Source organism: Acetobacter tropicalis, from assembly GCF_030644465.1.
In the GTDB taxonomy this organism is placed as follows: domain Bacteria; phylum Pseudomonadota; class Alphaproteobacteria; order Acetobacterales; family Acetobacteraceae; genus Acetobacter; species Acetobacter tropicalis.
This window is the reverse complement of record NZ_JAUYUW010000001.1, coordinates 2640215-2662557: the sequence shown is the minus strand read 5'-3', so window position 1 is coordinate 2662557 and position 22343 is coordinate 2640215. Positions and strand designations below refer to the sequence as shown.

15 protein-coding genes and 5 pseudogenes are annotated in these 22343 nt (G+C 54.9%); 7 read left to right on the top strand and 13 right to left on the bottom strand.

Annotated elements, in window-relative coordinates:
- Nucleotides 1–31: 31 nt before the first annotated feature.
- Both QWU00_RS12125 and QWU00_RS12120 read left to right on the top strand, forming a co-directional pair.
- Nucleotides 32–382, top strand: coding sequence for a RidA family protein (locus QWU00_RS12125; RefSeq protein ID WP_035381587.1), 351 nt, complete (start codon nt 32–34; stop codon nt 380–382).
- A 49-nt stretch (nt 383–431) separates the two neighbouring features.
- Nucleotides 432–1328 carry a delta(1)-pyrroline-2-carboxylate reductase family protein gene (locus tag QWU00_RS12120; protein ID WP_035381585.1) on the top strand — a complete coding sequence of 299 codons (897 nt, stop codon included), beginning with the start codon at nt 432–434 and terminating at the stop codon, nt 1326–1328.
- Between the two features lie 48 nt (nt 1329–1376).
- Here the strand turns inward: QWU00_RS12120 and QWU00_RS12115 are convergent, their stop codons facing one another.
- On the bottom strand, nt 1377–3824 hold the full coding sequence (locus QWU00_RS12115; protein WP_035381583.1) for a TonB-dependent receptor plug domain-containing protein: 2448 nt from the start codon (nt 3822–3824) through the stop codon (nt 1377–1379).
- A 273-nt stretch (nt 3825–4097) separates the two neighbouring features.
- Here QWU00_RS12115 and QWU00_RS12110 point away from each other — a divergent pair, with 273 nt between their 5' ends.
- Together QWU00_RS12110 and QWU00_RS12105 are read left to right on the top strand one after the other, a co-directional pair.
- Nucleotides 4098–5501: an FAD-binding oxidoreductase gene (locus QWU00_RS12110; protein ID WP_331280075.1), complete on the top strand. Its 1404-nt coding sequence runs from the start codon at nt 4098–4100 to the stop codon at nt 5499–5501.
- A 225-nt stretch (nt 5502–5726) separates the two neighbouring features.
- Nucleotides 5727–8081, top strand: a complete 2355-nt coding sequence (locus QWU00_RS12105; RefSeq protein WP_166443748.1) for a TonB-dependent receptor — start codon at nt 5727–5729, stop codon at nt 8079–8081.
- A 74-nt stretch (nt 8082–8155) separates the two neighbouring features.
- Here the strand turns inward: QWU00_RS12105 and QWU00_RS12100 are convergent, their stop codons facing one another.
- The 5 genes and pseudogenes from QWU00_RS12100 to QWU00_RS12085 all read right to left on the bottom strand — a co-directional run.
- Nucleotides 8156–8458 carry a hypothetical protein gene (locus QWU00_RS12100; RefSeq protein WP_150395514.1) on the bottom strand — a complete coding sequence of 101 codons (303 nt, stop codon included), beginning with the start codon at nt 8456–8458 and terminating at the stop codon, nt 8156–8158.
- Complete coding sequence (locus QWU00_RS12095; protein WP_052051477.1) at nt 8413–8814, bottom strand: plasmid pRiA4b ORF-3 family protein; 402 nt, start codon at nt 8812–8814, stop codon at nt 8413–8415. Before QWU00_RS12095 ends, QWU00_RS12100 begins: the two co-directional genes overlap by 46 nt.
- A 100-nt stretch (nt 8815–8914) precedes the next feature.
- Nucleotides 8915–9346, bottom strand: a pseudogene (locus QWU00_RS16935) (IS3 family transposase); the annotation flags it as partial.
- Nucleotides 9347–9349: 3 nt separating this feature from the next.
- A pseudogene (locus QWU00_RS16930) lies at nt 9350–9679 on the bottom strand (IS110 family transposase); the annotation flags it as partial.
- 235 nt (nt 9680–9914) lie between these two features.
- Nucleotides 9915–10142 (bottom strand): annotated as a pseudogene (locus QWU00_RS12085) (transposase); the annotation flags it as partial.
- A gap of 61 nt (nt 10143–10203) precedes the next feature.
- On the opposite strand from QWU00_RS12085, the pseudogene QWU00_RS12080 reads away from it, so the two are divergent.
- Nucleotides 10204–10437 (top strand): annotated as a pseudogene (locus QWU00_RS12080) (IS5/IS1182 family transposase); the annotation flags it as partial.
- A 300-nt stretch (nt 10438–10737) separates the two neighbouring features.
- On the opposite strand, the gene QWU00_RS12075 reads toward QWU00_RS12080, so the two are convergent.
- Genes QWU00_RS12075 through QWU00_RS12045 form a run of 7 tightly spaced genes read right to left on the bottom strand, consistent with a single transcriptional unit; the run spans nt 10738 to nt 21030 of the window.
- On the bottom strand, nt 10738–12249 hold the full coding sequence (locus QWU00_RS12075; RefSeq protein ID WP_035381582.1) for a succinate CoA transferase: 1512 nt from the start codon (nt 12247–12249) through the stop codon (nt 10738–10740).
- 60 nt (nt 12250–12309) lie between these two features.
- Nucleotides 12310–13497 carry an acetyl-CoA C-acyltransferase gene (locus tag QWU00_RS12070; protein ID WP_035381580.1) on the bottom strand — a complete coding sequence of 396 codons (1188 nt, stop codon included), beginning with the start codon at nt 13495–13497 and terminating at the stop codon, nt 12310–12312.
- Between the two features lie 30 nt (nt 13498–13527).
- A complete protein-coding gene (locus QWU00_RS12065; RefSeq protein ID WP_035381578.1) occupies nt 13528–14463 on the bottom strand; it encodes an electron transfer flavoprotein subunit alpha/FixB family protein in 936 nt (311 codons plus the stop codon).
- 31 nt (nt 14464–14494) lie between these two features.
- Nucleotides 14495–15244 carry an electron transfer flavoprotein subunit beta/FixA family protein gene (locus QWU00_RS12060; RefSeq protein WP_035381576.1) on the bottom strand — a complete coding sequence of 250 codons (750 nt, stop codon included), beginning with the start codon at nt 15242–15244 and terminating at the stop codon, nt 14495–14497.
- 29 nt (nt 15245–15273) lie between these two features.
- Entirely contained in the window at nt 15274–17046 is a 1773-nt protein-coding gene (locus tag QWU00_RS12055) for an acyl-CoA dehydrogenase C-terminal domain-containing protein (protein WP_035381574.1), read from the bottom strand.
- A 27-nt stretch (nt 17047–17073) separates the two neighbouring features.
- Nucleotides 17074–19338, bottom strand: coding sequence for a 3-hydroxyacyl-CoA dehydrogenase/enoyl-CoA hydratase family protein (locus QWU00_RS12050; RefSeq protein WP_052051476.1), 2265 nt, complete (start codon nt 19336–19338; stop codon nt 17074–17076).
- A gap of 45 nt (nt 19339–19383) precedes the next feature.
- Nucleotides 19384–21030 carry an electron transfer flavoprotein-ubiquinone oxidoreductase gene (locus tag QWU00_RS12045; protein WP_035381572.1) on the bottom strand — a complete coding sequence of 549 codons (1647 nt, stop codon included), beginning with the start codon at nt 21028–21030 and terminating at the stop codon, nt 19384–19386.
- Nucleotides 21031–21277: 247 nt separating this feature from the next.
- Between QWU00_RS12045 and QWU00_RS12040 the strand changes: the two genes are divergently transcribed.
- Both QWU00_RS12040 and QWU00_RS12035 read left to right on the top strand, forming a co-directional pair.
- Nucleotides 21278–21883, top strand: coding sequence for a TetR/AcrR family transcriptional regulator (locus QWU00_RS12040; protein WP_035381608.1), 606 nt, complete (start codon nt 21278–21280; stop codon nt 21881–21883).
- 334 nt (nt 21884–22217) lie between these two features.
- Nucleotides 22218–22331: pseudogene (locus tag QWU00_RS12035) on the top strand (IS5/IS1182 family transposase); the annotation flags it as partial.
- Nucleotides 22332–22343: the final 12 nt, after the last annotated feature.

Here is a 22343-nt window from a genome sequence, read left to right as displayed (position 1 = left end):
CACTAAAAATCCAATTCAAAAGGAACACATCATGTCCATTACACGCCTTGATCCGCATGAACGCCTGAGCGGTGCTGTCATTCACAATGGTATTGTCTATCTGGCTGGTCAGGTCTCGACAAATACAACGCTGGACACAGAAGGTCAGACCGCAAACATCCTGACACAGATTGATAGTCTGCTCGCACAGGCTGGAAGCAACAAGGCGAATATTCTCTCGGTCCAGATTTTTCTGCCTGAGATTGCCGATATCGGCGCCATGAATAAGGCTTGGGATGCTTGGCTTGATACCAGCAACAAACCGGCACGTGCCACCGTAGAGGCCAAACTGGCTGACCCTCAATGGAAAGTCGAAATCACACTTATTGCCAAAACCTGTTAATATCTGGGACAGACCTGCCCTCCCTCCACCACATAGTAGAAATATCATAATGCGTGCACTCTCCGCAGAAGAAACCCGTAAGGCTCTTCCGTTCAGGCCACTGATAGAAACATTACGCTCTGTCATAGCAGAATTTGACGCCGGTCATATTATCTGTCCAGAACGGCTTGTTGTTCCATCAGTGAACCATCAGGGCAATGTGCTTTCCATGGTTGCATGTGCCCCTGATATTCTCACACACAAACTTCTGACTATTTTTCCCAAAAACAAAAGCCTGCCCACACTACAGGGGCAAGTGACCTGCCTTGGCGCAACAGATGGCGCTTTCCTGCTTGCCTTGGACGGCATTACCACTACAGAACGCAGAACTGCGGCAATATCCATGATAGGATTGGAAGCCTTCAGTAGAAAAAAACTCGAGAATATTCTTCTTATTGGCACCGGAGCACAAGCACGAGTCCATCTAGAAGCTCTTGATGAATTATACCCAGGTGTTAACATTTTCATTCGCGGGCGCACTCCCGAGCACGTCAACACTCTTGTCAAAACCCCTTATTCAAACCTTACGTTACACGCCGAGCCAACACAGAATATACATTACGATACGGTTATAACCGTAACTAGCAGTACCAAAATACTGTATAATCAGCCAGCAATACCAGAAACACTGGTTATTGGTGTCGGTGCCTATCGACCCGACATGATTGAAATTGGCCCGCAAATTGTCAACAACAGCTTATGCATTGTCGATGATCCGAATGGAGCGCCTACTGAAGCTGGAGATATCATTCAGGCTGGAAAAAATTGGCAAGAGGTAAAAAAGCTTTCTGATTTTCTTCAAAATAAGCCAGATAGCGAATTACCTGTTTTTTTCAAAAGCGTTGGTTGCGCCGCATGGGATCTGGCAGCCTGCAGACTTGCTCTAACAACAAAAAATCTTATTTGATACCAGGCAGCCTGTCCTGCAGTGCAAGACAGGCGTGACGTGTTACGCTTAGAATGACAAATTAGCTCGTGCGTAATAAAATCCGCCATTAAAACCCATCTGACCATTTCGGATCGAATACCAGTAAGACCCTACATAACTATTTGCCGCAGGAAGCTTACTGGGTTTGATATTGGTTACATTTCGTGCCCCTACGGCAACGCGTAGATAGGTGAATGGCTTGTAACCCAGCTCAATATCCGTATTCCATCGTGGGGCATTGATAAAATGTTGAAAGACCGATGTTGAATACTGGTTGGGACCTGCCGCATAAAATGTCAGATTCTCCGCCAAACTGCCAAAACGGGTTTCACGCAACATCAAATCAAATTTCCCAAAGTTCCAGTTCATACCCAGAATAATCTTACTTTTTGGTGTCGCATTTGTCAGATATGTAGCAAGCTGTGCATTCAGTTGCGGTCCCCCGGATGCATTTAGCGCCATATGGTGAATGGTGGTTCTATTCAGGTTAAGCGCCAGATTGAACTGAAACGTGCCATATTTCTGCGTACGCAATGTATAATCAGATGTAATGTCGAGGCCCTGAGTGCGCGTACTCGCGCCATTAGTTAAGTAATTGGCTGTGACATCACTTGGTGTCGCTGTCTGAAGCGGGATGCCGTTTGCCTCGATAGCTTCGATAGCCTGCTCACCATTAACGCGCCCGCCACCTACAATCCGGTCACGAATGTTGATCTGGTAAACATCCGCTGCAATATGCCAGTGGTCAATTGGCTCCAGCACAATACCGCCACTCGCATTTGTTGAGCGCTCGGGCTTAAGCTTGCTGGCGCCAATCAATTGCGCACCAGTAGACCCGGTAGCCAGTAATCCACTAGCGCCGCCGGTTGCATCTGTTACGATATTACTGAAGTATTCTTCGGCCAACGTTGGAGCGCGGAAACCACTACTTATAGCAGCACGAAAAGCAATACGGCGTGAAAGGTCATAGCGTGCAGCTATTTTTCCGGTCTGCGTATCCCCTACGTCCGTGTAATGTTCTGTCCGTCCAGCAAGATCAATATCCAGTTGCTTTATAGGATGGATATCAACATCAATATAACCAGCCGTTACATCGCGGCTATGGCCACCCGCAATAGCTGGAATAATTCCCCCCAACCCTTGGGAGCCACTTTTATAGTATGACGCGGGACTACCAGCTGAAATATCATATTTTTCATACCGATATTCTGCCCCACCCGCAAAAACAATTGGCAGGGCGAGCCCTACGTCTACACTCCGCCGCAAATCAAAGTTGTTTGTCCATTGAGTGCTACGATACCCTGCGACATCGAAATTTGTCGGCGTTGTTCCATAATCTGCATAATAGGCAAGATTGGCGGTATCCTTGTTGCTGATATCTGCAATATCTTCCCCCCATGTGGAAGATATTTTCCAATCAAAGCCCAACAACTTTGTCCCTTTAAATCCGACAGTCACCGAATAATCATTCTCGTTATCTGTCTGAATAGGCGTGTAACCATTAGGATAAACGGCTGGTAGTGACGTTGGAAGACGGTAATTTTGATAACTTTCACCATGTTTGTGCGCATATGTTGCATTCCCGAAAAACACGAGGCGGTCATCAACAATATTTTTCCCAAAAGTCGTGCCAAAAGAGTGACGCGTCAGTTCAGGTTGCCCCAGCACCTTGTTATCGTACTGGCCTGTTCTGTTATCTGGTCCGCTTCTTACAGTATGATCCTGATGTTTGTAATCGTAACTCAGATGCACAAAGCCATCTTTTCCCCAAGAGAACCCCTTGTCAAACCCCGCAGTAACGGCAAAGCCATCACCTTCCTCAGTTTGACCGATTTGACTATAGGCACTCCCCTTATGGGAATCCTTTTTAAGAATAATATTAACAACACCTGCAATTGCGTCAGAACCATATTGCGCAGCAGCGCCATCCCTTAAAACTTCGATATGGTCGATCATGCTTGCAGGGATTGTATCGATATCCGTTGGCGTTGCCCCTTGCTCCGGTCCCGTATCGTAACTCATGAGACTGGTTTGATGACGCCTCTGACCATCAACCAAAATCAAGACTTCATTGGGGTTCAGGCCGCGCATCCGAATGGTCGAATTGAAGGCCGATGTATCGTTACCATAGGAGCTCATGGAAATTGACGGCATAACGCGCGTAAGTGCGCGGGAAGGATCGGTTTCTCCTGTTTGCTGCAATTGCCGGGCAGTAATAACGTCAATTGGCGCAATACTGTTTCTTGCCTTTCTGTTACTTTCTCGTGTTCCCGTTACAATGACCACTTCATCATCGCCAGCAGGACGCTTCTTCCTGACCTTGAAAGGAGAATGTCTGGAAGCCCCAGGTTGCTGCAACAAAGCAGAAGATCTGGCCTTGGATGTCGCTTTTACCGGATCTGCATACGCACCAGCACTCCATAGAACTGAAAGTGATGTAGAAACCAACAGAAAATTTACGCGCCTGACAAACATGCTGTCTCATCCAATAGCCATTATTATTCCGATAAAAGAACATTAATGCATAATCGTTGCAGAACGAGAATTTTCTATAATTTTGAGTATCAGAAAAACGCACAAACTATCACTGGAAGATATATTATTCGAAAAGTAATAATAGGGAACTGATCTGGTCATATCTATTTTTCTCCAGAAACACTCTGTAAGAATAAGTTTTCCAGAGAGACTTACCCTTCCTTAATTTTGGATCTCTTTCCGAACCGTAAACAGCCCACTTTCTCTCATGAAATGATGAAGCCAAATAGCATGATAAACAGCACTCTCATTAGCCAACTTGCGTCACTGATTGGTCAGGCCAATGTGCTCCACGGTCATGAGACGGAAAAATGGCAATCTGACTGGACGGGTCAGTACCATAGCACCCCGCTGGCCGTTGTGCGCCCTGCCACGACGAATGAGGTCGCGAGCATTCTTAACTTCGCAAACACGCACGGCCTCCCGGTGGTTCCGATCTCTGGCAACACAGGCCTGTCAGGCGGCACCGCCTGTAACAACAGTCTGGTTCTGTCCCTCGAGCGGATGAACCGTATCCGCTCACTTTCCCCCAGCACGCGCATTGCGGTCGTGGAGGCTGGCGTTATTGTGGGTGAACTGGACAATGCAGCCAGACAGCACGACCTGATGTTCCCGCTTTCATTCGGTGGCACGGGCTCAGCACTTATTGGCGGTGTGCTCTCCACAAATGCGGGCGGCTCTAATGTTGTGCATTATGGTAGCACACGCGACCTGTGCCTTGGCCTGGAAGCTGTCATGCCAGACGGGCGTATTCTCGATCTGATGCAGGCATTACCCAAAAACAATTCCGGCTTTGACTTGAAGGACCTTTTCATTGGAGCCGAAGGTCAGATTGGTGTCATAACGGCCGCAACCTTCAAACTATACCCACACCCAAAAACTTATGCGACAGCACTTGTGGCGATTGACGACCCTGGCATTGCCCCGGCTCTTTTGAACGCGCTCCAAGATGCTTCCGATGGTGCTGTTATTGCATATGAATATATGTGCGAAAAATTTGTTCAGCACTATCATTCACTCCATCCTGAAGAAAAAAGAATCTTCGATTTTTCTTCTCCTTGTATCCTTATAGAACTCGCAAGCTCCAGTTGCACGTCACTCTCTAAAATTCTGCAGGATGTTCTAGCCGGTGCTATGGAAGATGATATGGTGCGGGATGCGATCATTGCTCAAAGCGAGACACAAAGAAAAAACCTGTGGCTATTGCGAGAAGCCGCTGCAGAAATCTCTTTCCACAAACACCCAGTGGTTGATACAGATATTGCGGTGCCTCTTGATCAGGTTGCAACATATCTGCGCCTTATTCCTTCCCGCATGAAAGAATTGGACTCACACTATACAGATATTGCAGTTGCGCACTTAGGTGATGGTAATATCCACTATACAGTATGGCCCTCTCGTGATGATGAAAGCTTGCTGCAAGCCATGCGGATAGCCATTGACGACCAGGCAGTCGCTCTGGGGGGCACGTTCTCAGCAGAACACGGCATAGGTCTCTGTAAACTTCAATCTATGGAAAAACACAAAAATTGTGTCGCATTGGAAATCATGCGGTCTATAAAGAACGCTCTAGACCCCAACAACATTCTCAATCCTGGCAAAACAATCCCGAAATAGACAGCACTCTCAATTTAATACCTTAAATATTTATTTTAATAATTTAAATATTCTTATTTTTTTGAATTTTACTAATTTTCTCTAAAAAAATTACCATCAGGTGCTTCTCTATAATGTTGAGTAATGAAGTGCCTATTTTAATAATAGGTGTTTCTATACCGTAATGATAATTTTTATGGGATGCTTATTGCATACGGTAGAACACGCACAATGGCAGGAAAAATCATGGCACAAGCCCGGTCACATTTTCCCTTAAGACGAGTTCTTTGTTCTGGGGTAATAAGCTTTTCATTTTATACAGTATGTGACAAAGCTCATGCACAAAACCTTGTAAGCCCTCTTCAAAATCAGGAACTTGTCACCGTGACAGCAGGGGGACTTAAGACATCTGATGGCGTAAGAGGCAAAACCCCCGGGGGAGGCCTTATGCCGCCTCAGACCGCTGCAAAGGCGATCAGTGGCGTGACACGCGACTTTATTGCAAAACAGTCACCAACCTCAAACGCGCTTACGCTCCTTAAAGCCATGCCGGGGGTTGTCGTTTCTGGGTCTGACTCTCTTGGCACATCGGATCGCATGAATGTTTCCATTCGCGGCCTGAACCAAACAGAACTGGGAACTACTTTTGAAGGTATGCCCGTTGGAGACAGAATTTACTACAGTCCCTTTACATCTGAATGGGCAGACACCGAAAACCTCGGCTTTGTGAATGTCGCACAGGGTTCTGCTGATATCAGTGCACCAGTGTACAACTCTGTAGGCGGCCAGATCAACGCAGGCCTACGCAACCCCTCTGACAAGTTTGGGGGCTACCTCAACCTTGCAGGTGGCACTAAATCCATGAACAAGGAGTTCGGACGTATTGATACCGGTTATATAGGCAATTCTGGAATCAAGAACTATACCTCCTTCTCGCACGAATCCAATAACAACTGGCGCGGCACCGGTGGGCAGAAACGCTACCATGTTGATACACGTTTCATAAAAGAATGGGGAAATGGCAACAAGATTGCACCTTTTGTCTCATGGAATCTCGTGAGAGCTGATCTGTTCACAAACCCAACCATGGCGCAGTGGAAAAAATATGGTATTTCCTATAATTACGACGGGAAATATCAGTTTGGAGACTCCATGTATCAGGGGTTCCATTTCTACCGTCGTCAGACTGTCATGATGGCTGCGCCAACCAATCTGCATATTGCCAAGGGGTTGACGTTTTCTGTAACGCCGTATTTCAATTATGGACACGGCATTATCAATGGTGGGTCCACACTCAGTCAGGACAACTCCTATCTTGGCAATACGCCTGCCGGACAACTTAATCTGGAACATGTTGTTAACGGGAAGGCAACTGCTGAAAACGTTGATCCTTACACCCAGTTTGGATCAGGCATAAACGCTTATCTGACATGGAAAAAGGGGATCAATACTCTGCAGTTTGGTGCCTGGTATGACTATTTCGATCATAATGAAGCCACTTCCTATGCAGAAGCTGATGCTAACGGGAATGTGGGCAATTCTTACGGACACACTCCTGTTCTTACGCAGAACGGCAGTATTCTAAGGTCTTTTGACGGACATATCATACAGCAGGCCAATGGTCTTTTCATCAGCGACTCACTCAGTCTTTTGCATGATAAACTGTTGCTCAACGCTGGCTTCAAGGAAGTCATGATTGCGCGTAACGCCAGCAGTCAACTGCCAGGCACAACGGCCCGTGTTAATGCTTACACGGCTCAACCGCTGCCGCAGGTCTCGGCCAGTTATAAAATTACGCCACACGACCAGATCTATATCAATGGAACAACGGCATTCCGTGAGCCGGCATCCATCAACTCCTACATTGATATCTACAGCGTCGCGACTGGAAAAATGTCCAGCACACATAATACCAATCTCAATCCAGAATTTTCAATTTCTGAAGAACTTGGATACCGTCACACCGGCTTCCTGAATCTGTCACTTGCTTTCTTTAACTATAATTTCACCAACAGGCAGCTTTCCACCAGTGCACTGGTCAATGGCACACCCGAAACTTTTTCAATTAATGCTGGTGGTCAAACAACTCGTGGAGTTCAGGGAGAAATTGGATTGCGTCCATGGCACCATTTCAGCCCTTATGTTTCTGCCCAGTATTTACATGGTTCAATTGATAATAATATTCTTCAGGGTTCTGACTATTTGCCAACAAAAGGCAAGAAACCCACCATGATGCCGACATTTACGGGTTCCATAGGACTATCCTATGACGATGGAACATACTTCGGAAACTTTGCATTAACTTACGTTGGCTCTCAATACACGTCACTCATGAATGATGAGAAAATGCCATCTTACGAAACCGCCAATGTAACGCTCGGCTACCGTTACAAAGATATTGGTGCTGCAAAACACCCGCAAATCCAGCTTAACCTCATGAACATTGGCAATGAGCATTATCTTTCTGGTGCTTACGGCATTAAAACAAATGCAAAAGCAACCACAGGGATACGTGGTACAACCATCGCTGCAGCAGGGTCGCCTACTTACTATGTAGGTGGTGGTTTTGCCGCCGTCGTTTCTGTTAGTACCGGCTTCTAAAACAGCAGTTTGAAGGACCACTCACAATTTATGCGGTATGGTCCTTCATTTTCCTTATGTGAACTTGCTAAAATTTAAAAAACTTCAATTTCATGAAACATATTTGATAAGCCTTTTCCTTGTGAATAAGCTAAAGGCTTGTCACCATGATGTGCTCGAATAAAATCCGTCGCTGCATGCTTGGCAGACAAACAGTTTAGAACAAAAATATCTGAATTTTCTACGAGTGCTCGCAAGCGATCTGTGCCACCGTGATCCGCATTGGTTTCGACTGTGACCAAGGCCGGAATTTTTTCAAGTACAACTTTGGCTTGGCGACTTGCAGACTCGGTCAGTAAATAAATAGCCGCACGTAGACCTGCCGTAAGCGCCGACACAACGAGGCATTGACATAGGGATATTTGGTCATGCGCTGCCGTGTTGTCCATTGCTTTGCGAGTCCGTCGAGACGGGTTTGAAACCAGTCGACTGGTGGCTGAGCATGGGGATCGTATTCCTCTCCCAGTTCTTCCTCGGCGCTCTCATGGTATTCATGTGCGGGATCGGTAAGAGCTTCCAGCTTTTCGGCAAAACCCCAGGGACCACCCGAATCTTCCGGCGGGCGGGTTCCGCTGGCTTCGATCAGGCGTGGATAGCTGAGCTTCGGGTCGGCTGGTATGATGGTGCGGATTCTGACGGTATGCTCCCAGCCGTCACCGAAGTCATAAAAATACTGGAAGGATTTGCTGCGCATGCCTTCCAAGGGCCTTAGCCCAGGGTCGTCCTGCGCGCGTCGAGAGGGCCATCCCGACCTGGACTTGTAACGGTTTTGTGCCAGTATGTGATCTCTTCTCCGCGGCTTTGGCCTCGAAAGCGAGGGAGCTGATATTGCCCAGATAAGAATGGCCCCGTCGCGGATTATAGAAACCGTTTATGTATTGAAAGATGGCGGTCGTTGCCTGACGCCGTGTTGGCCAGCTTTGTCGCCAAAGCATTTCGGCCTTCACGCTCTTGAAAAAGGTCTCGACCACAGCGTTGTCGTAGCAGTTTCCCTTTTCGGACATGGACGGTGTCATCTTGTATTCCGTCAGTCTCTTCTGAAAATCATGGGAGCAATATTGGCTGTCACGATCAGAATGGAAAATACAGTCAGGTGGTGGGTTGCGTAGACGCACCGCCATATCGAGTGCTCTGATAGCAAGATCCTTTTTCATCCGGTCACTGGCGGCCCAACCGATAACGCGGCGGCTGAACAGGCCAATGACGACGGCAAGGTAAAGCCATCCAGCATCGCTCACATCTGTCTTGCGACCGGGTACATTCTTGGCGTAGCGCGCGTTCACCAGAATGACGTCGAAACCATGCTGCTCAAGGATTTCATAAACCGGGATCCAATAGACGCCTGTATATTCCATGGCGACACTGGTGACTTTGCAAGCCTTGAACCATTCAGCTAAAGCGTGGGGGTCTGAGGTAAATGTGTCGAAGGACCGGATTGGGTCCTTCGCAGCCTCAGGGGACACCGCCGCCATATGCATCCGTGATCCAATATCGATTGCAGCGGCTCCCTGAATATGACGTGTGAGATCAAAGGACGCTTTTGCGGATTTTCGAGGCACCGTAACATCTCTACACAGTGTGTTGGAGGAGGGTGTGGAACATGCCAGTCAATCATCTTCCTAACCGGAATCACCGCAAGGCAGTGTCACCATTCTCAAGTTCGCACAGTTCCATGGACCACGTTTTTTAACGGGAACGATACCGCCAATAAGCAAACGGCCGCTACCCTCCTGTCCGGCATGATAGCATGGCCTGTTTCCATGCCGCACAGGCGGGCAAACGTCCGGGATCGTTTTTTAATATTTCCCTCTCCTCCCGCAGGACACGGTTTTCCAGGCGAAGACGCTCATTTTCCCGGACGAGGTCCGTCTGCGCTTCAGGCGCTGTCAGATCAGTCGACCGATACCGCGAAATCCAGTGGCTCAGCGTTGATTTGCCAATCCCCAGATCCGCCGCAACCCGTGTCCTGGACAAACCGCTGCTAAGTGCGATCTTGACCGCCTCACGGCGAAACTCTTCTGTCTACTTCAATGCCATGGTCTCATGCCTTTCCTGTTGAATGCTGTAAACGCTCACTCAACCGGCACAAAACCGTTACAAGTCCAAAGCCAATGAAGCCTTCATGGAAAAGAACGGCTTTGTCTGAAAAGTTCACAGATCACGTGTCGAGCATGTCTTTGCTGATCAGAAATCATAGATGCGACTGTTCATACGTATCGTCGGTATCACACGGGCCACCATGAAAATTGGGCTGGCGAATATCGTCTACAACATGCGCCGCTTTATCTTCTTGGAGCGGATTAACACCCCAGCGTAGCAATCCAGAGCATGAAACCCTCACTCTGCTCAAAACGCAGAGTGAAAATCAGGTCCAGGAACCAGCAATCAACACGCCAAAAACCTGAAATCAGACAAAAGAGGAAACAATCAACGGTTCTTCGAACCCTCCATATCCATCTGGGAGATAAGCCACCCGCTGAACACATCGCCCATCGAGTTGGTGTACACGGGCGTGGCGACTACATACAGGGTCGGAATGACGTCAGGCGGGCAAGAACGGGGCATAGTACGTCATTTGTTTTTGGCGATGGGAAAAGGTTTGTCGGTACTAGTATGCTCACCGGGGCATCATGACGCCCGTATCCATCAGACGTTGATGCCATGAAAGCGCCTCTGACAGGATATGCGGCGTATCTCCACCAGGCTGGCGTTCGGCGCGCTGCATATAGTCCAGCAGCAATGGGCGGTAGGCGGGATGGGCACAGTGGGTGATGATCTGGCGCGCCCTGTCCCGCGCGCCTAGCCCGCGCAGATCGGCCAGGCCCTGTTCCGTTACCACCACCTGAACGTCCTGGCTGATATGATCGACATGGGACGCCATAGGAACGATTGAAGAAATATCGCGATTTTTCGCAATGGAGGGTGTCATGAAAATCGACAGCATCGCACTTCTGGCAAAATCGCCCGAGCCGCCGATCCCGTTCTGCACGCGCGACCCCGCGACCCGGGTCGAATTGACATTGCCGTAGATATCGACCTCAATCGCCGCATTCATGGCAATGGCGTTCAGGGCGCGCACGACGGAGGGATTGTTGCTGACCTCCTGTGGGCGCAGGACAATCCTGTCACGCAGACTGTGCATCTGCGTATTTGCGAAATCCGCGCAGGCGGGGCTCAGGTAAAGAGCTGCCCCTGAAATGGCTGTCATCCTACCACTGCGCAGCATGTCCAGCATGCCGTCCTGAATGACTTCCGTATAGGCGGTCAGATTCTCGAAGGGCGCATTGGCCAGCCCGCCCATGACCGCGTTGGCGATATTGCCGACACCCGATTGCAAAGGTGGCAGGGCGCGTGGCAGACGACCGCGCGCAACCTCGTTTTGAAGAAAATCAAGAATATGCCCCGCAATGATCGCCGCATCCGGGTCCGAGCGGAACGTGATGCTCTGCTCGGCTTCATGCGTGAACACGACTGCCGCGACCTTGTCGGGGTCCACATGCAGGACCGCCTGGCCCACACGCGTGCCGGGTGTTGCGATCCGTGCGAGGGTTGCGGCGGCATACGGGGCGGTGGTGTTCCAGATATCGTGCAGCCCTTCGATCTGGGGCGTGTGCCACGTATTGATCTCGATAATTACCCTGTCGGCCAGATCAAGCCAGGTCTGTGCGTTACCGATCGCAAAGGTGGGCACGAACCCACCATCGGCGCGCACCAGTGCGACCTCGATGATTGCCACGTCAATCTTGCCGAAAAAGCCTGCCCGGGCCCAAGACGCCACGCGGCTGAGATGCGTATCGACATAGGTAATGCTGCCGGCGTTGATTTTTTTGCGCATGATCGGGTCGCTCATATAAGGCATGCGGAAACTGACCGCATCCGCATCCGCCAGCACGCCATCGACATCGGTCATGGTAGAGGCCCCGGTGAACAGCCTGAGCGCAAACGGTTCACCCTGCGCATGGCGTTCCTTCGCCATGGCAGCAAGGGCGCGCGGCACGGCCTTGGGCGTGCCCCCTGCCCCGAAACCGCTGGTGGCGATCGTCTCCTTGTCCGCGATCAGCCGGGCGGCCTCATCGGCGGTCATCACCCTGTCGCGGAACGCGTGGTATCCGATCCGTTCTGTTGTCATGCTCTCTCAGACTTTCCCGCTTGCTTCGGCCCCGTCAGGGCCGGAGCGTTCTGTGTTGTATCAGGGCAGTTCCACAGCCATGGCGATTGCCTCACCACCGCCGATACAGGCCGAGGCCACCCCTTTGTGCCGGCCCCGCGCCTTCAGCGCATGGATCAGGGTGGTGATCAGCCGCGCCCCGGTCGCGCCAATGGGGTGGCCGAGCGCGCAGGCGCCGCCATTGACATTCAGCCGTTCATCAGGAATGCCGAGGTCTTTCTGCGCCACCATGGCCGTCACGGCGAAGGCCTCGTTCACCTCGAAAAGATCGACATCTCCCACCCGCCAGTCCACATTGCTGAGCAGTTTTTCCATGGCGGGTACAGGGGCTATGGTAAAATCCCGCGGCGCCATGGCATGGACCGAATACCCCCTGACAGTTGCAAGAACCGGCAGGCCCAGTTTTTCGGCCTGTGTCCGCCGGGTCATGACCAAGGCCGCCGCACCGTCTGAAATACCGGACGAACTGGCCGGGGTTATGGTGCCATCCTTGCCGAAAGCCGGGCGCAGGGTCGGGATTTTTTTCGGATCGGCCTTGAGCGGGTTTTCATCGTGGCTTATCACCACCTCGCCTTTGCGGGTCTTGACGGTGATGGGCGCAATTTCCGCCGCGAATGCGCCACTTTCCACTGCCTTGCGGGCCCGCTCTAAGGTTTGGATGGCGTAGTCATCCTGCTGTTCGCGGGTGAAACCATACTGGCGCACTGTCAGTTCCGCAAAATGCCCCATGAGCTGGCCGGGTTCGTAAGCATCTTCCAGACCGTCATGAAACATGTGGTCGTAAATCTCGCCATGGCCAAGCCTGTAGCCGCTGCGGGCCTTTTTCAGCAGATAGGGCGCATTGGTCATGCTTTCCTGCCCACCGGCGACGACAAGACTGGCCGAACCGGCCGCCAGCGCGTCATATCCTAGGCCCATGGCCATCATGCCCGAACCGCACAGCTTGTTGACGCTGAGCGTTGGAGCACTGAACGGCAGCCCCCCGTAATGGGCGGCCTGACGGGCCGGGTTCTGCCGCAGCCCGGCGCTTAGCACGCACCCCATGAACACGCCGTCAACCAGTGTGGGGTCCACGCCGCTGCGCGCGATGGCGGCGCGAATGGCGGTCGCACCCAGATGGGGTGCTTCGATGGTGGAAAAATCTCCCTGGAACCAGCCAATGGGCGTCCGGGCTGCCGAAGCGATGACGACGGGATCGGAAACAGTCATTTTTTGAGGACTCCTCGGGGTGCTGCGGGCTCAGCCCAGTGCGCGCACCAGTTCCGGAACAAGGGTGAAAAGGTCACCGACAAGACCGAAATCAGCGACCTGAAAAATTGGGGCGTCAGGATCCTTGTTGATCGCCACGATCACTTTCGAATCCTTCATGCCGGCGAGATGCTGGATCGCGCCGGAAATACCGATGGCGACATAAAGCTCGGGGGCGACGATCTTGCCTGTCTGCCCCACCTGCAGGTCATTGGGCGCGTAGCTGGCGTCCACCGCCGCGCGGGACGCCCCGATGGCCGCATGCCAGCACTCGGCCAGCGGCGCGAGCACCGTCTGGAAAGCCTGGGCCGATCCCAGCCCGCGCCCGCCCGAGACGACGATCCGCGCGGATGTCAGTTCTGGCCGTTCGCTTTTTGTCAGTTCCTCGCTCACAAAACGGGCTTTCCAAGCCCTGGCGGGCAGGCTGACGCTCTCCACCGGGGCAGCGACACTGCCCTGCGGTGCGGCGTCGAAGGCGGAACTGCGGATGGTGACGACCTTGAGCACATCGGTGCTCTGCACCGTCTCGATGGCGTTGCCCGCATAGACCGGGCGCTCGAACGTGTCGGCCGCAATCACGCGCGTTATGTCTGAGACCTGCATCACGTCGCGCCGGGCGGCGACGCGGGGCAGGATATCCTTGCCGATGGAGGTCGCCGGGGCGATCACGGCTGCATAATCCGCACTCAGCCCCACCAGCAGGTCCGCCACGGGTTCGGCCAGCAGATGCGCCAGGGCCGGGTCATCAGCCACGAGAACCTTGTCCACGCCGGATACATTCGCCGCGACCTGCGTGATGGGCCCCACGTTCTCACCCGCGACAAGCACGTGGATGGCGCCACCCATGTCGCGGGCGGCGCTGACAGCGCGGGCGGTCGCGTCGCCCAGCGTGTGTCCGTCATGATCGGCAAGAAGAAGAATGGTCATGTCGTTACTCTTTCCGTTCGGGCCGCCGGCCTCAGATCACGCCGGCGGCGCGCAGGTCCCCGACGAGTTCGCTCACATTGGCGACGCGGCGTCCGGTCTTGCGGGGTTCGGGGGGCTTTACGCCCAGCACGTTCAGGCGCGCCGCCAAATCCAGCCCGCAGTTGGCGACCGGGGTTATGTCCAGCGCCTTCTTGCGCGCCTTCATGATATTGGGCAGGGAGCAATGGCGCGGTTCGTTCAGGCGCAGGTCTGTCGTCACCACGGCCGGCAGCGGCAGGGCGAGTGTCTGGTGCCCGCCATCGACCTCACGCGTGACATGCAGGGTGCCCGCGTCCACTGCCACGGCGGATGCAAACGTCGCCTGCGGCCAGTCCAGAAGGGCCGCCAGCATCTGGCCCGTCTGGTTGCAGTCATCGTCCACGGCCTGCTTGCCCAGAATGACCAGATCGGGGTTTTCTTCCTCAACCACGGTGCGGATCAGCTTTGCGGCCGTCAGGGGTTCGATGGGCCGGTCCGTCTCGATCAGGCGCGCGCGATCCGCCCCCATCGCCATGGCCTGGCGCAGAATGTCCTGCGCCTTGGCCGGGCCGATGCTGATCGCCACCACCTCTTCAGCCAGGCCTTTTTCCTTCAGCCTTACCGCTTCCTCGATCGCGATTTCGCAGAACGGGTTGATCGACAGCTTCATGCCTGACAGATCGACGCCGCTGCCATCCGCCTTCACACGCGGGCGCACATTGGCGTCCAGAACCATCTTTATTGGGACAAGAATTTTTTTCATGGAATGATATCCTGTCTTGTTGCGTCCGGTCAGAACATTTCGTCGGGCAGCGCCATGATAGAGCCCGCGCCCGCGCCGATCTGCTGGGTCAGGGCCGCGGCCTGCGGCAGCACGCGCTGCATGAAGAAGGTTGCCGCCGCGCGCTTGTGCCGCACGCGTGGCTCCGGCAAAGTCTTTCCGGGGGCTGCGCAGGCCAGCACCATGCGCAGCCACATCCAACCGAAGCTGACCAGGGCGAAAAGCCGCAGGTAATCGACGGCGGCGGCATTACGGTCATCAGCGCTGGCAAGATCGCCGCTGACAAGCCGCGCCGTCACGCCTTCGAGCAGGTCCAAGGCAGCGCGCAGGGGTTCGGCCAGGGCTGCGGCGTAGCTGTCCATGGCCGCACTGGCGAGCGTCTGGTGGATCTGGGCGAAATAGGCGCGAACCGGCTGACCGTCGGCCAGGCTCAGCTTGCGGATGACGAGATCCTGCGCCTGAATGCCGTTGGTGCCTTCATAAATCATCGCGATCCGGGCATCGCGCACATACTGTTCCTGCCCCCATTCGCGAATATAGCCGTGCCCACCCAGCACCTGCTGGCCGGCGACCGCCGCCTCGAACCCGAAATCGGTCAGGGCCGCCTTGATGACGGGGGTCAGGAGGGCGACGTTCTCACCCGCGCGCTGGCGGACGGCATCATCGGGGTGAAATTTCTCCCGGTCCATTTCCAGCGCCGTGTAAACAGCCATGGCGCGGGCCGCCTCGATGAAAGACTGCATGGAAAGCAGCATGCGGCGCACATCTGCATGGGCAATGATAGGCACAACGCCGCTGCGATCGTCGGCGCGACCCTGAAGGCGCTCACGCGCATAGGCCAGCGCGGTCTGGCCCGACGCATCGGCCACACCCAGCCCCTGCACACCCACGAACAGGCGTTCAGCGTTCATCATCGTGAACATGGCCGCGAGCCCACGATTTGGCTCGCCCACCATCCAGCCCTGGCATCCGTCATAATTCATCACGCAGGTCGGCTGGGCGTGGATACCCATCTTATGTTCCAGCGCCCCGACGGAAATGGCGTTCTGCGCTCCCAGTGACCCATCAGCGTTGACGAGCACCTTGGGGCACAGGAACAGACTGATGCCCTTCGTGCCGGCGGGTGCGTCCGGAAGACGGGCCAGCACGAGGTGAATGACGTTTTCCGCCATATCGTGATCGCCCGAGGAGATGAAAATCTTCGACCCTGTAACCGTCCATGACCCATCAGACCGCGGCACAGCCGTCGTCTTGAGCAGCCCGAGGTCGGAACCGGCATTGCCTTCTGTCAGCGCCATGGCTCCTGTCCAGACACCGCTGATCATGTTGGGTAGATAGGTATCCTTGAGATTCTGGCTGGCGTGCGCCTCGATCGCCTCACACGCCCCGCGTGTCAGGCCGGGGAACAGACCGAAAGAGAGGTTGGAGGCCGAAAGCATTTCATCGACCAGAATCTGCACCGTGCGCGGCAGGTTCTGTCCGCCATAATCCGTCGGGGCCGACAGCCCACCCCATCCCGCGTCGGAAAAGGCTTTCCAGGCCTCGGCAAAACCCTGTGGAGTGCGGACAACGCCGTTTTCCAGACGGCATCCTTCGATATCGCCCACCGCATTCAGCGGATAGAGAATTTCCGAGCAGAATTTTCCGGCTTCCTCAAGAATATTGCCTATGGTTTCAAGATCGTTCTCCTGCTGCTCAGGTAATTCAGCAAAGACATCCTCCACGCGGAACACGTCGCGCAGGAGAAACATCATATCCTCGACAGGGGCTTTGTAGTGCGGCATGGTTTCTGCTCCAGTTCGAACAGGGTTTCAGTTTTTCAGGGGTTTTCCGGTCTCGAGCATGTGCGCGATACGCGCACGTGTGAGGCCTGTAAAAACGATTTCGAGAAAATACATGGTGACGCGATCAGTTATCTCCGCCAGTGAAACCGACGTTTCTGCGTCACCTGAAAGGATTTCCACCAGCCCGGCACCCAGAACGCGGTCATGGGGGGACAGGCTGTCCTGCTGCTGCGCCAGTATTTCGGCCAATACCGTGCGATGCGGCAGAACCACGGCGGGCGGTACTGCGGGGGTAAAACCGGCCGCCAGATCAACCGCCCAGTCCCGCGCGGTAGCGATCAGGCGGTCCACGTTCATCACCACCCGGTCGGTCTGGCGGATCAGGTTCTGGGCCTGGGCGGCAAAGCCACAGGGGGCGACCACACCGCGCAGGACCCCGGCAAAAACCTGCTTCGCCGCCTCCTCGGGCGACAGACCGGCTTCGTGGTGACGCAGCAGCCAGCGCGCGACGCCACCCCAGCCCGGCAACAGGCCGACGCGGCTTTCGACAAGGCCTATGCTGGCCTCCGTATGCAGGGCATCCGCGCTGACATGCAGCAGGAATTCGCAGCCACCGCCCAGCGCCAGAGCTCCCGCCGCCCCGACAACGGGAAACGGTGCGGCGGCAAGGGCGTTAAAGCTGTCCACGCCATCGGCAAGGAAACGCGCAAGGCCCGCCTTGTCGTTCTTTTCGGACATAGCCAGCATGCCCTTGAGATCGGCCCCCGCACTGAACACCCGCCCGTCATTGCCCGCAACAAGGGCGCGAAAATGCCTTGGGGTTTCAACAAGAACCCGGCGCAGGCTGTCCAGCAACGCGGGCGTGAAAACATTCATCGGCGTGCGGAATTCGAACAGGCCCACGCCCTCGCCAATATCCCACAGGGATGCCGCATCCGTCGTAAAAACCGGCTGGCCAGCCAAGCGCAGGGCGGGCAGCGCGATAACAGCTGCTGGCTGGGCGACAGGCTCGCGCACCGCCCCGGAACCGGCCGGAACCAGGACCGTGCGCTGGCCGCCAGCCTGGCCATAGAACCCGCCCTCCCCCGCTGCCGCCAGCAGGGTGGGCACGGCCTGTCCATCCAGCGCCAGACGGGTTGCGAAGGCCGCCGCCCCCAGTTGGTCGATCAGTTCGAACGGGCCTGCCCGCCAGGCGTAGCCCAGCCGCATAGCCGTATCGACCTGATCGGGGCGATCCGCGATTTCGGGCACCAGCGCTGCCGCATAAGCCAGCGTGCGCGACATGACCGCCCAGGCGTATCGGCCCGCCGGTGTGTCGGACGCAATCAGCGTTGCGGCATCCATCCTGGGCAGGACCGGACTTTCACGCGGGCGCCAGCGTCTGGTCGTGGGGTCGAATGTCTCCTTCACGCGGCGGTCCGCGCTCTGGCGGTAAAACCCGCCACCCGATTTGCGACCTTTCAGCCCCTGGGCCAGCATGGCTGCCACCAGTTCGGGCGCGGCCTCGTAAGCCTGTACGGAATCACCAGCGGGAAGTGCGTGCTGCAACGAGCGGATCAGCCCGGGCATGAGGTCGATGCCGATCAGGTCCCACAGTCCGAACATGCCGGTACTGGGAAAACCGAAGGGGCGGCCCATGACGGCATCCGCCAGTTCGGGCGAAATGCCCAGCTTCAGCGCTTCACCCAGACCCGCGGCCAGCCAGTAGCAGCCGATGCGGTTGGCGATAAAACCCGGTGTGTCCTTGCACGGAACAATGGTTTTACCCAGCACATGGTCCATGAAATGGGTTGCGCGTTCCACGGTTTCGTGTTTCGTGCGCGGACCCGACACCAGTTCCAGCAATCGCATATGACGTGGCGGGTTGAAGAAATGCGTAATCAGCATATCGCCTGCAAGCTCGAGCGAAGCATTGGCGACCAGTTCAGCCAGTGGAATGGTAGATGTATTGGATGAAACGATACACCCTGCCCTGCGCACCGTGTCGATCTGCGCGAACAGATCGCGCTTGATGTCGATCCGTTCGGCAACGGCCTCCACAATCCAGTCACAGTCCTGCAAAAGACCCAGATCGGTCCTGGTGCTGGCGGTCGTAACCCGGGCGGCGAATTCGGGCATCATGAACCCACCCGATTTCACCTGCCGCGCTACCCCCTCAGCCGCAAGTTGTGCGTCCAGATCCAGCAGCACGACATCCACGCCGCAACTGGCCATATGGGCTGCAATGCCCGCGCCCATGGTTCCGGCACCGATGACACCACATTTACGAAATTTATCGCCTTTGTAAGACATGTTTTGTTCCTTGCGGATTATGGACTGTGCAATGGGATGTTCTGCCTACATGCCAGCATAGATCGGGCCACCCCCGCCTTCGGGTGGGGTCCAGGTAATGTTCTGGTTCGGATCCTTGATGTCGCAGGTCTTGCAATGCACACAGTTCTGCGCATTGATGACGAAACTGTCCGATCCATCGGGTGATTTTGCGATTTCATACACGCCGGCTGGGCAGTAGAGCCGCGCCGGTTCCCCGTAAAGCGGCAGGTTCCGCCCCAGCGGAACGGTGGGATCTGCCAATTTCAGGTGGCAGGGCTGGTTTTCCGCATGTGTGGTTCCAGACAGAAACACCGATGACAGCCGATCAAAGGTCAGAACTTGATCCGGCTTGGGGTAGGTAATGGGCGTCACCTCCGCCAGCAACTTGAGCGTCGCCCAGTCCGGCTTGTCATGCCGTAGTGTGCCAAAAGGCGATTTACCGAAAAGCGTGTGGCACCACATATCCAGCGCCCCAAGCGCGACACCCATCGGCAATCCGTGGCGTGACCACAGCGGCTTGACGTTGCGCACAGCAAAAAGATCCCGCCCGATGGGGCTGTCCTGCCAGCCATCGCGCCAGGCGGTCAGTTCCGCTGCGTCTGGATCGGCCACAAGGGCGTCGGCCACCTGCATGCCCGAGGCAATGGCGTTATGCGTCCCCTTGATGCGGGGCACGTTCATGAAACCCGCGGCACAACCGATCAACGCCCCGCCCGGAAAAGTCAGGCGTGGCACGGCCTGCCAGCCGCCTTCGGTCAGGGCGCGCGCGCCATAGGCGATCCGCTTACCGCCCTCCAGCAGGGCGCGCATGCTTGGGTGGGTCTTGAAACGCTGGAACTCATCAAACGGCGACAGAGTCGGGTTCGTATAGTCCAGATGCACAACAAACCCCACAGTCAGCAGATTGTCCTGACCATGATAGACAAAGGACCCACCGCCTGTTTTGCGGTCCAGCGGCCAGCCGAGCGTATGCATGATACGACCCGGCACAACGCGGCCAGGCGGCAGTTCCCAGATTTCCTTCAAACCGGTGCCGAATTTCTGAAAGCCGGACTGTGCGTCCAGACCGAAATGCGCGATGGCGATCTTGCTCAGCGAACCGCGCGCACCTTCAGCCAGCAACGTGTGCGTTGCACGTAACTCTATACCTGAAGTGTAGTTTCTCGAATGCGTGCCATCTTTATCGACCCCCATATCCCCCGTCACGGTGCCTATGACACGACCGGCGGGATCGAATAGAAGTTCCGTCGCGGCAATTGCGGGATAGATATCAACGCCAAGGTCTTCAGCCTTTTTTGCAAGATAGGCTACGACCTTGCCCAGAGAACCGATAAAGCAGCCTTTGTTACTCATCAACGGCGGGAACAGCTTTTCAGGCAGAGGGATGGCGCGCCGCTGTGTCAGGAACGCAAAATGATCGTCCGTGACCTCGGTTTGGAGCGGGCGGTCGGTATCGGTACGCCAGTCGGGCAGCAGCGCATCCAAGCCAGAGGGGTCCATGACCATGCCTGACAAGCTGTGCGCCCCGGGTTCAGCCCCTTTTTCCACCACAATAACCGCCATGTCCGGTGCGCGCTGCTTCAGCCTGATCGCGGCCGAAAGCCCTGCGGGACCTGCCCCCACAATCACCACGTCGCAAGTTACGTGATCGCGTTGTGTCAATTCGTCCATTACCAGCGCCTTCCTCTCGGGAATTGCCGCCCGATTCACAACCAAACATTTGTTAGAATTAAAGGAAGGCAATTTTTTGCGTGCTGTCGAGAGAAAATGCACATAGACATGGTCACAGCTGTATGAGCAGGCGTGTTCCCGCTTGTTCGCGCGGCACGTATCCGCCCTTGTTTTCCGGTTGCCTATGAAACGATCCGCCCAGCCCGCCACCGCCTCCAAAAGCCCGCGCACCAGACACGCAAAAGACGTGCCCGCCCGTGCGCGGACCCAGCCTGAAGACGGAAAACCCCGCACCCCGGGGCAGGAGGAAGGAGCAGACAGACGCCATGAAATTCTGGAAATAGCAGCAGAACTGTTCGCCGAACGGGGCTACCGGGCCACATCGATTCGCGACATTGCGGAGCGAGCCGGCCTGCTGGCCGGATCGCTCTACTATCATATCCGCTCGAAAGAGGCTTTGTTCGTTGAAATCCATAATACGGCCCTGGCGGCAGCAGCCATGCGTATCCACAACGCACTGGAGGACGTAACAGACCCTTGGGCGCGCTTACAGGCGGCCTGCCTGGAAATGCTGGAAATCCAGCTCAATTCAGGCTCCCTGACCCTGCCGATCATGAATAACCTGCGCAGCGTGCCGACAAGTGTCCGCGATGTCCTGATCCAGCAACGTGACGATTTTGAAAAAATCTTTCGCGGGCTCGTGGCGGATCTGCCCCTTGATCGCAATATCGATAAAAATCTTTACCGCATTTTATTGCTCAGTCTGCTGAACTCGGCTGATGGATGGTTCCGCGAAGGGCGTCTGTCGCGTGAGGAGATTGCCGAACAGATACTCAGGATTTTTAGGCATTAATCTCCGTAACCTTGACAAAACCCCAAACCAGTGGGTTGAGTGGCGAGGCCGAGGAACCCTTGGGAAACACGGTGTCGTTGCCACAGCGCTCACACGTGGTTTGGGCTTGTAACGGTTTTGTGCCGGTCATCTGAGCGCTTTAAGTTCGTATCAGGAGACCGACGAGACCATGAAGCGTACGGAAGATTTCAAGCGCAAGGCCGTGAGGATTGCGTTGAGCAGCGGGTTGTCACGCATATGCAACCGCATTAGACGCTCAACAGTGCGACGCGCGCCCTGCTATCCCTCACGCCGCAGGCTGTGCCAGGCTACGCGCGCACCATAAACATTATGGTTGTTCATCCAGACCGTAGGCATCTCTCGAGCCACCATGAGGATCGGACTGGCCAACATCGTCTATAACATGCGTCGTTTTCTCCTCTTGGAGCGGATTAACGCCGCCACATAGCAATCCAGAGCA

Bases quoted from the DNA above. Each gene is read 5' to 3' on its own strand.
- QWU00_RS12070 (WP_035381580.1), bottom strand. From the start codon at position 13,497: ATGACTGTTTCCGATCCCGTCGTCATCGCTTCGGCAGCCCGGACGCCC.
- QWU00_RS12065 (WP_035381578.1), bottom strand. From the start codon at position 14,463: ATGACCATTCTTCTTCTTGCCGATCATGACGGACACACGCTGGGCGAC.
- QWU00_RS12055 (WP_035381574.1), bottom strand. From the start codon at position 17,046: ATGCCGCACTACAAAGCCCCTGTCGAGGATATGATGTTTCTCCTGCGC.
- QWU00_RS12060 (WP_035381576.1), bottom strand. From the start codon at position 15,244: ATGAAAAAAATTCTTGTCCCAATAAAGATGGTTCTGGACGCCAATGTG.
- QWU00_RS12075 (WP_035381582.1), bottom strand. From the start codon at position 12,249: ATGACAACAGAACGGATCGGATACCACGCGTTCCGCGACAGGGTGATG.
- QWU00_RS12110 (WP_331280075.1), top strand. From the start codon at position 4,098: ATGATGAAGCCAAATAGCATGATAAACAGCACTCTCATTAGCCAACTT.
- QWU00_RS12115 (WP_035381583.1), bottom strand. From the start codon at position 3,824: ATGTTTGTCAGGCGCGTAAATTTTCTGTTGGTTTCTACATCACTTTCA.
- QWU00_RS12045 (WP_035381572.1), bottom strand. From the start codon at position 21,030: ATGGACGAATTGACACAACGCGATCACGTAACTTGCGACGTGGTGATT.
- QWU00_RS12105 (WP_166443748.1), top strand. From the start codon at position 5,727: ATGGCACAAGCCCGGTCACATTTTCCCTTAAGACGAGTTCTTTGTTCT.
- QWU00_RS12050 (WP_052051476.1), bottom strand. From the start codon at position 19,338: ATGTCTTACAAAGGCGATAAATTTCGTAAATGTGGTGTCATCGGTGCC.
- QWU00_RS12120 (WP_035381585.1), top strand. From the start codon at position 432: ATGCGTGCACTCTCCGCAGAAGAAACCCGTAAGGCTCTTCCGTTCAGG.
- QWU00_RS12095 (WP_052051477.1), bottom strand. From the start codon at position 8,814: ATGCGCAGCAAATCCTTCCAGTATTTTTATGACTTCGGTGACGGCTGG.
- QWU00_RS12125 (WP_035381587.1), top strand. From the start codon at position 32: ATGTCCATTACACGCCTTGATCCGCATGAACGCCTGAGCGGTGCTGTC.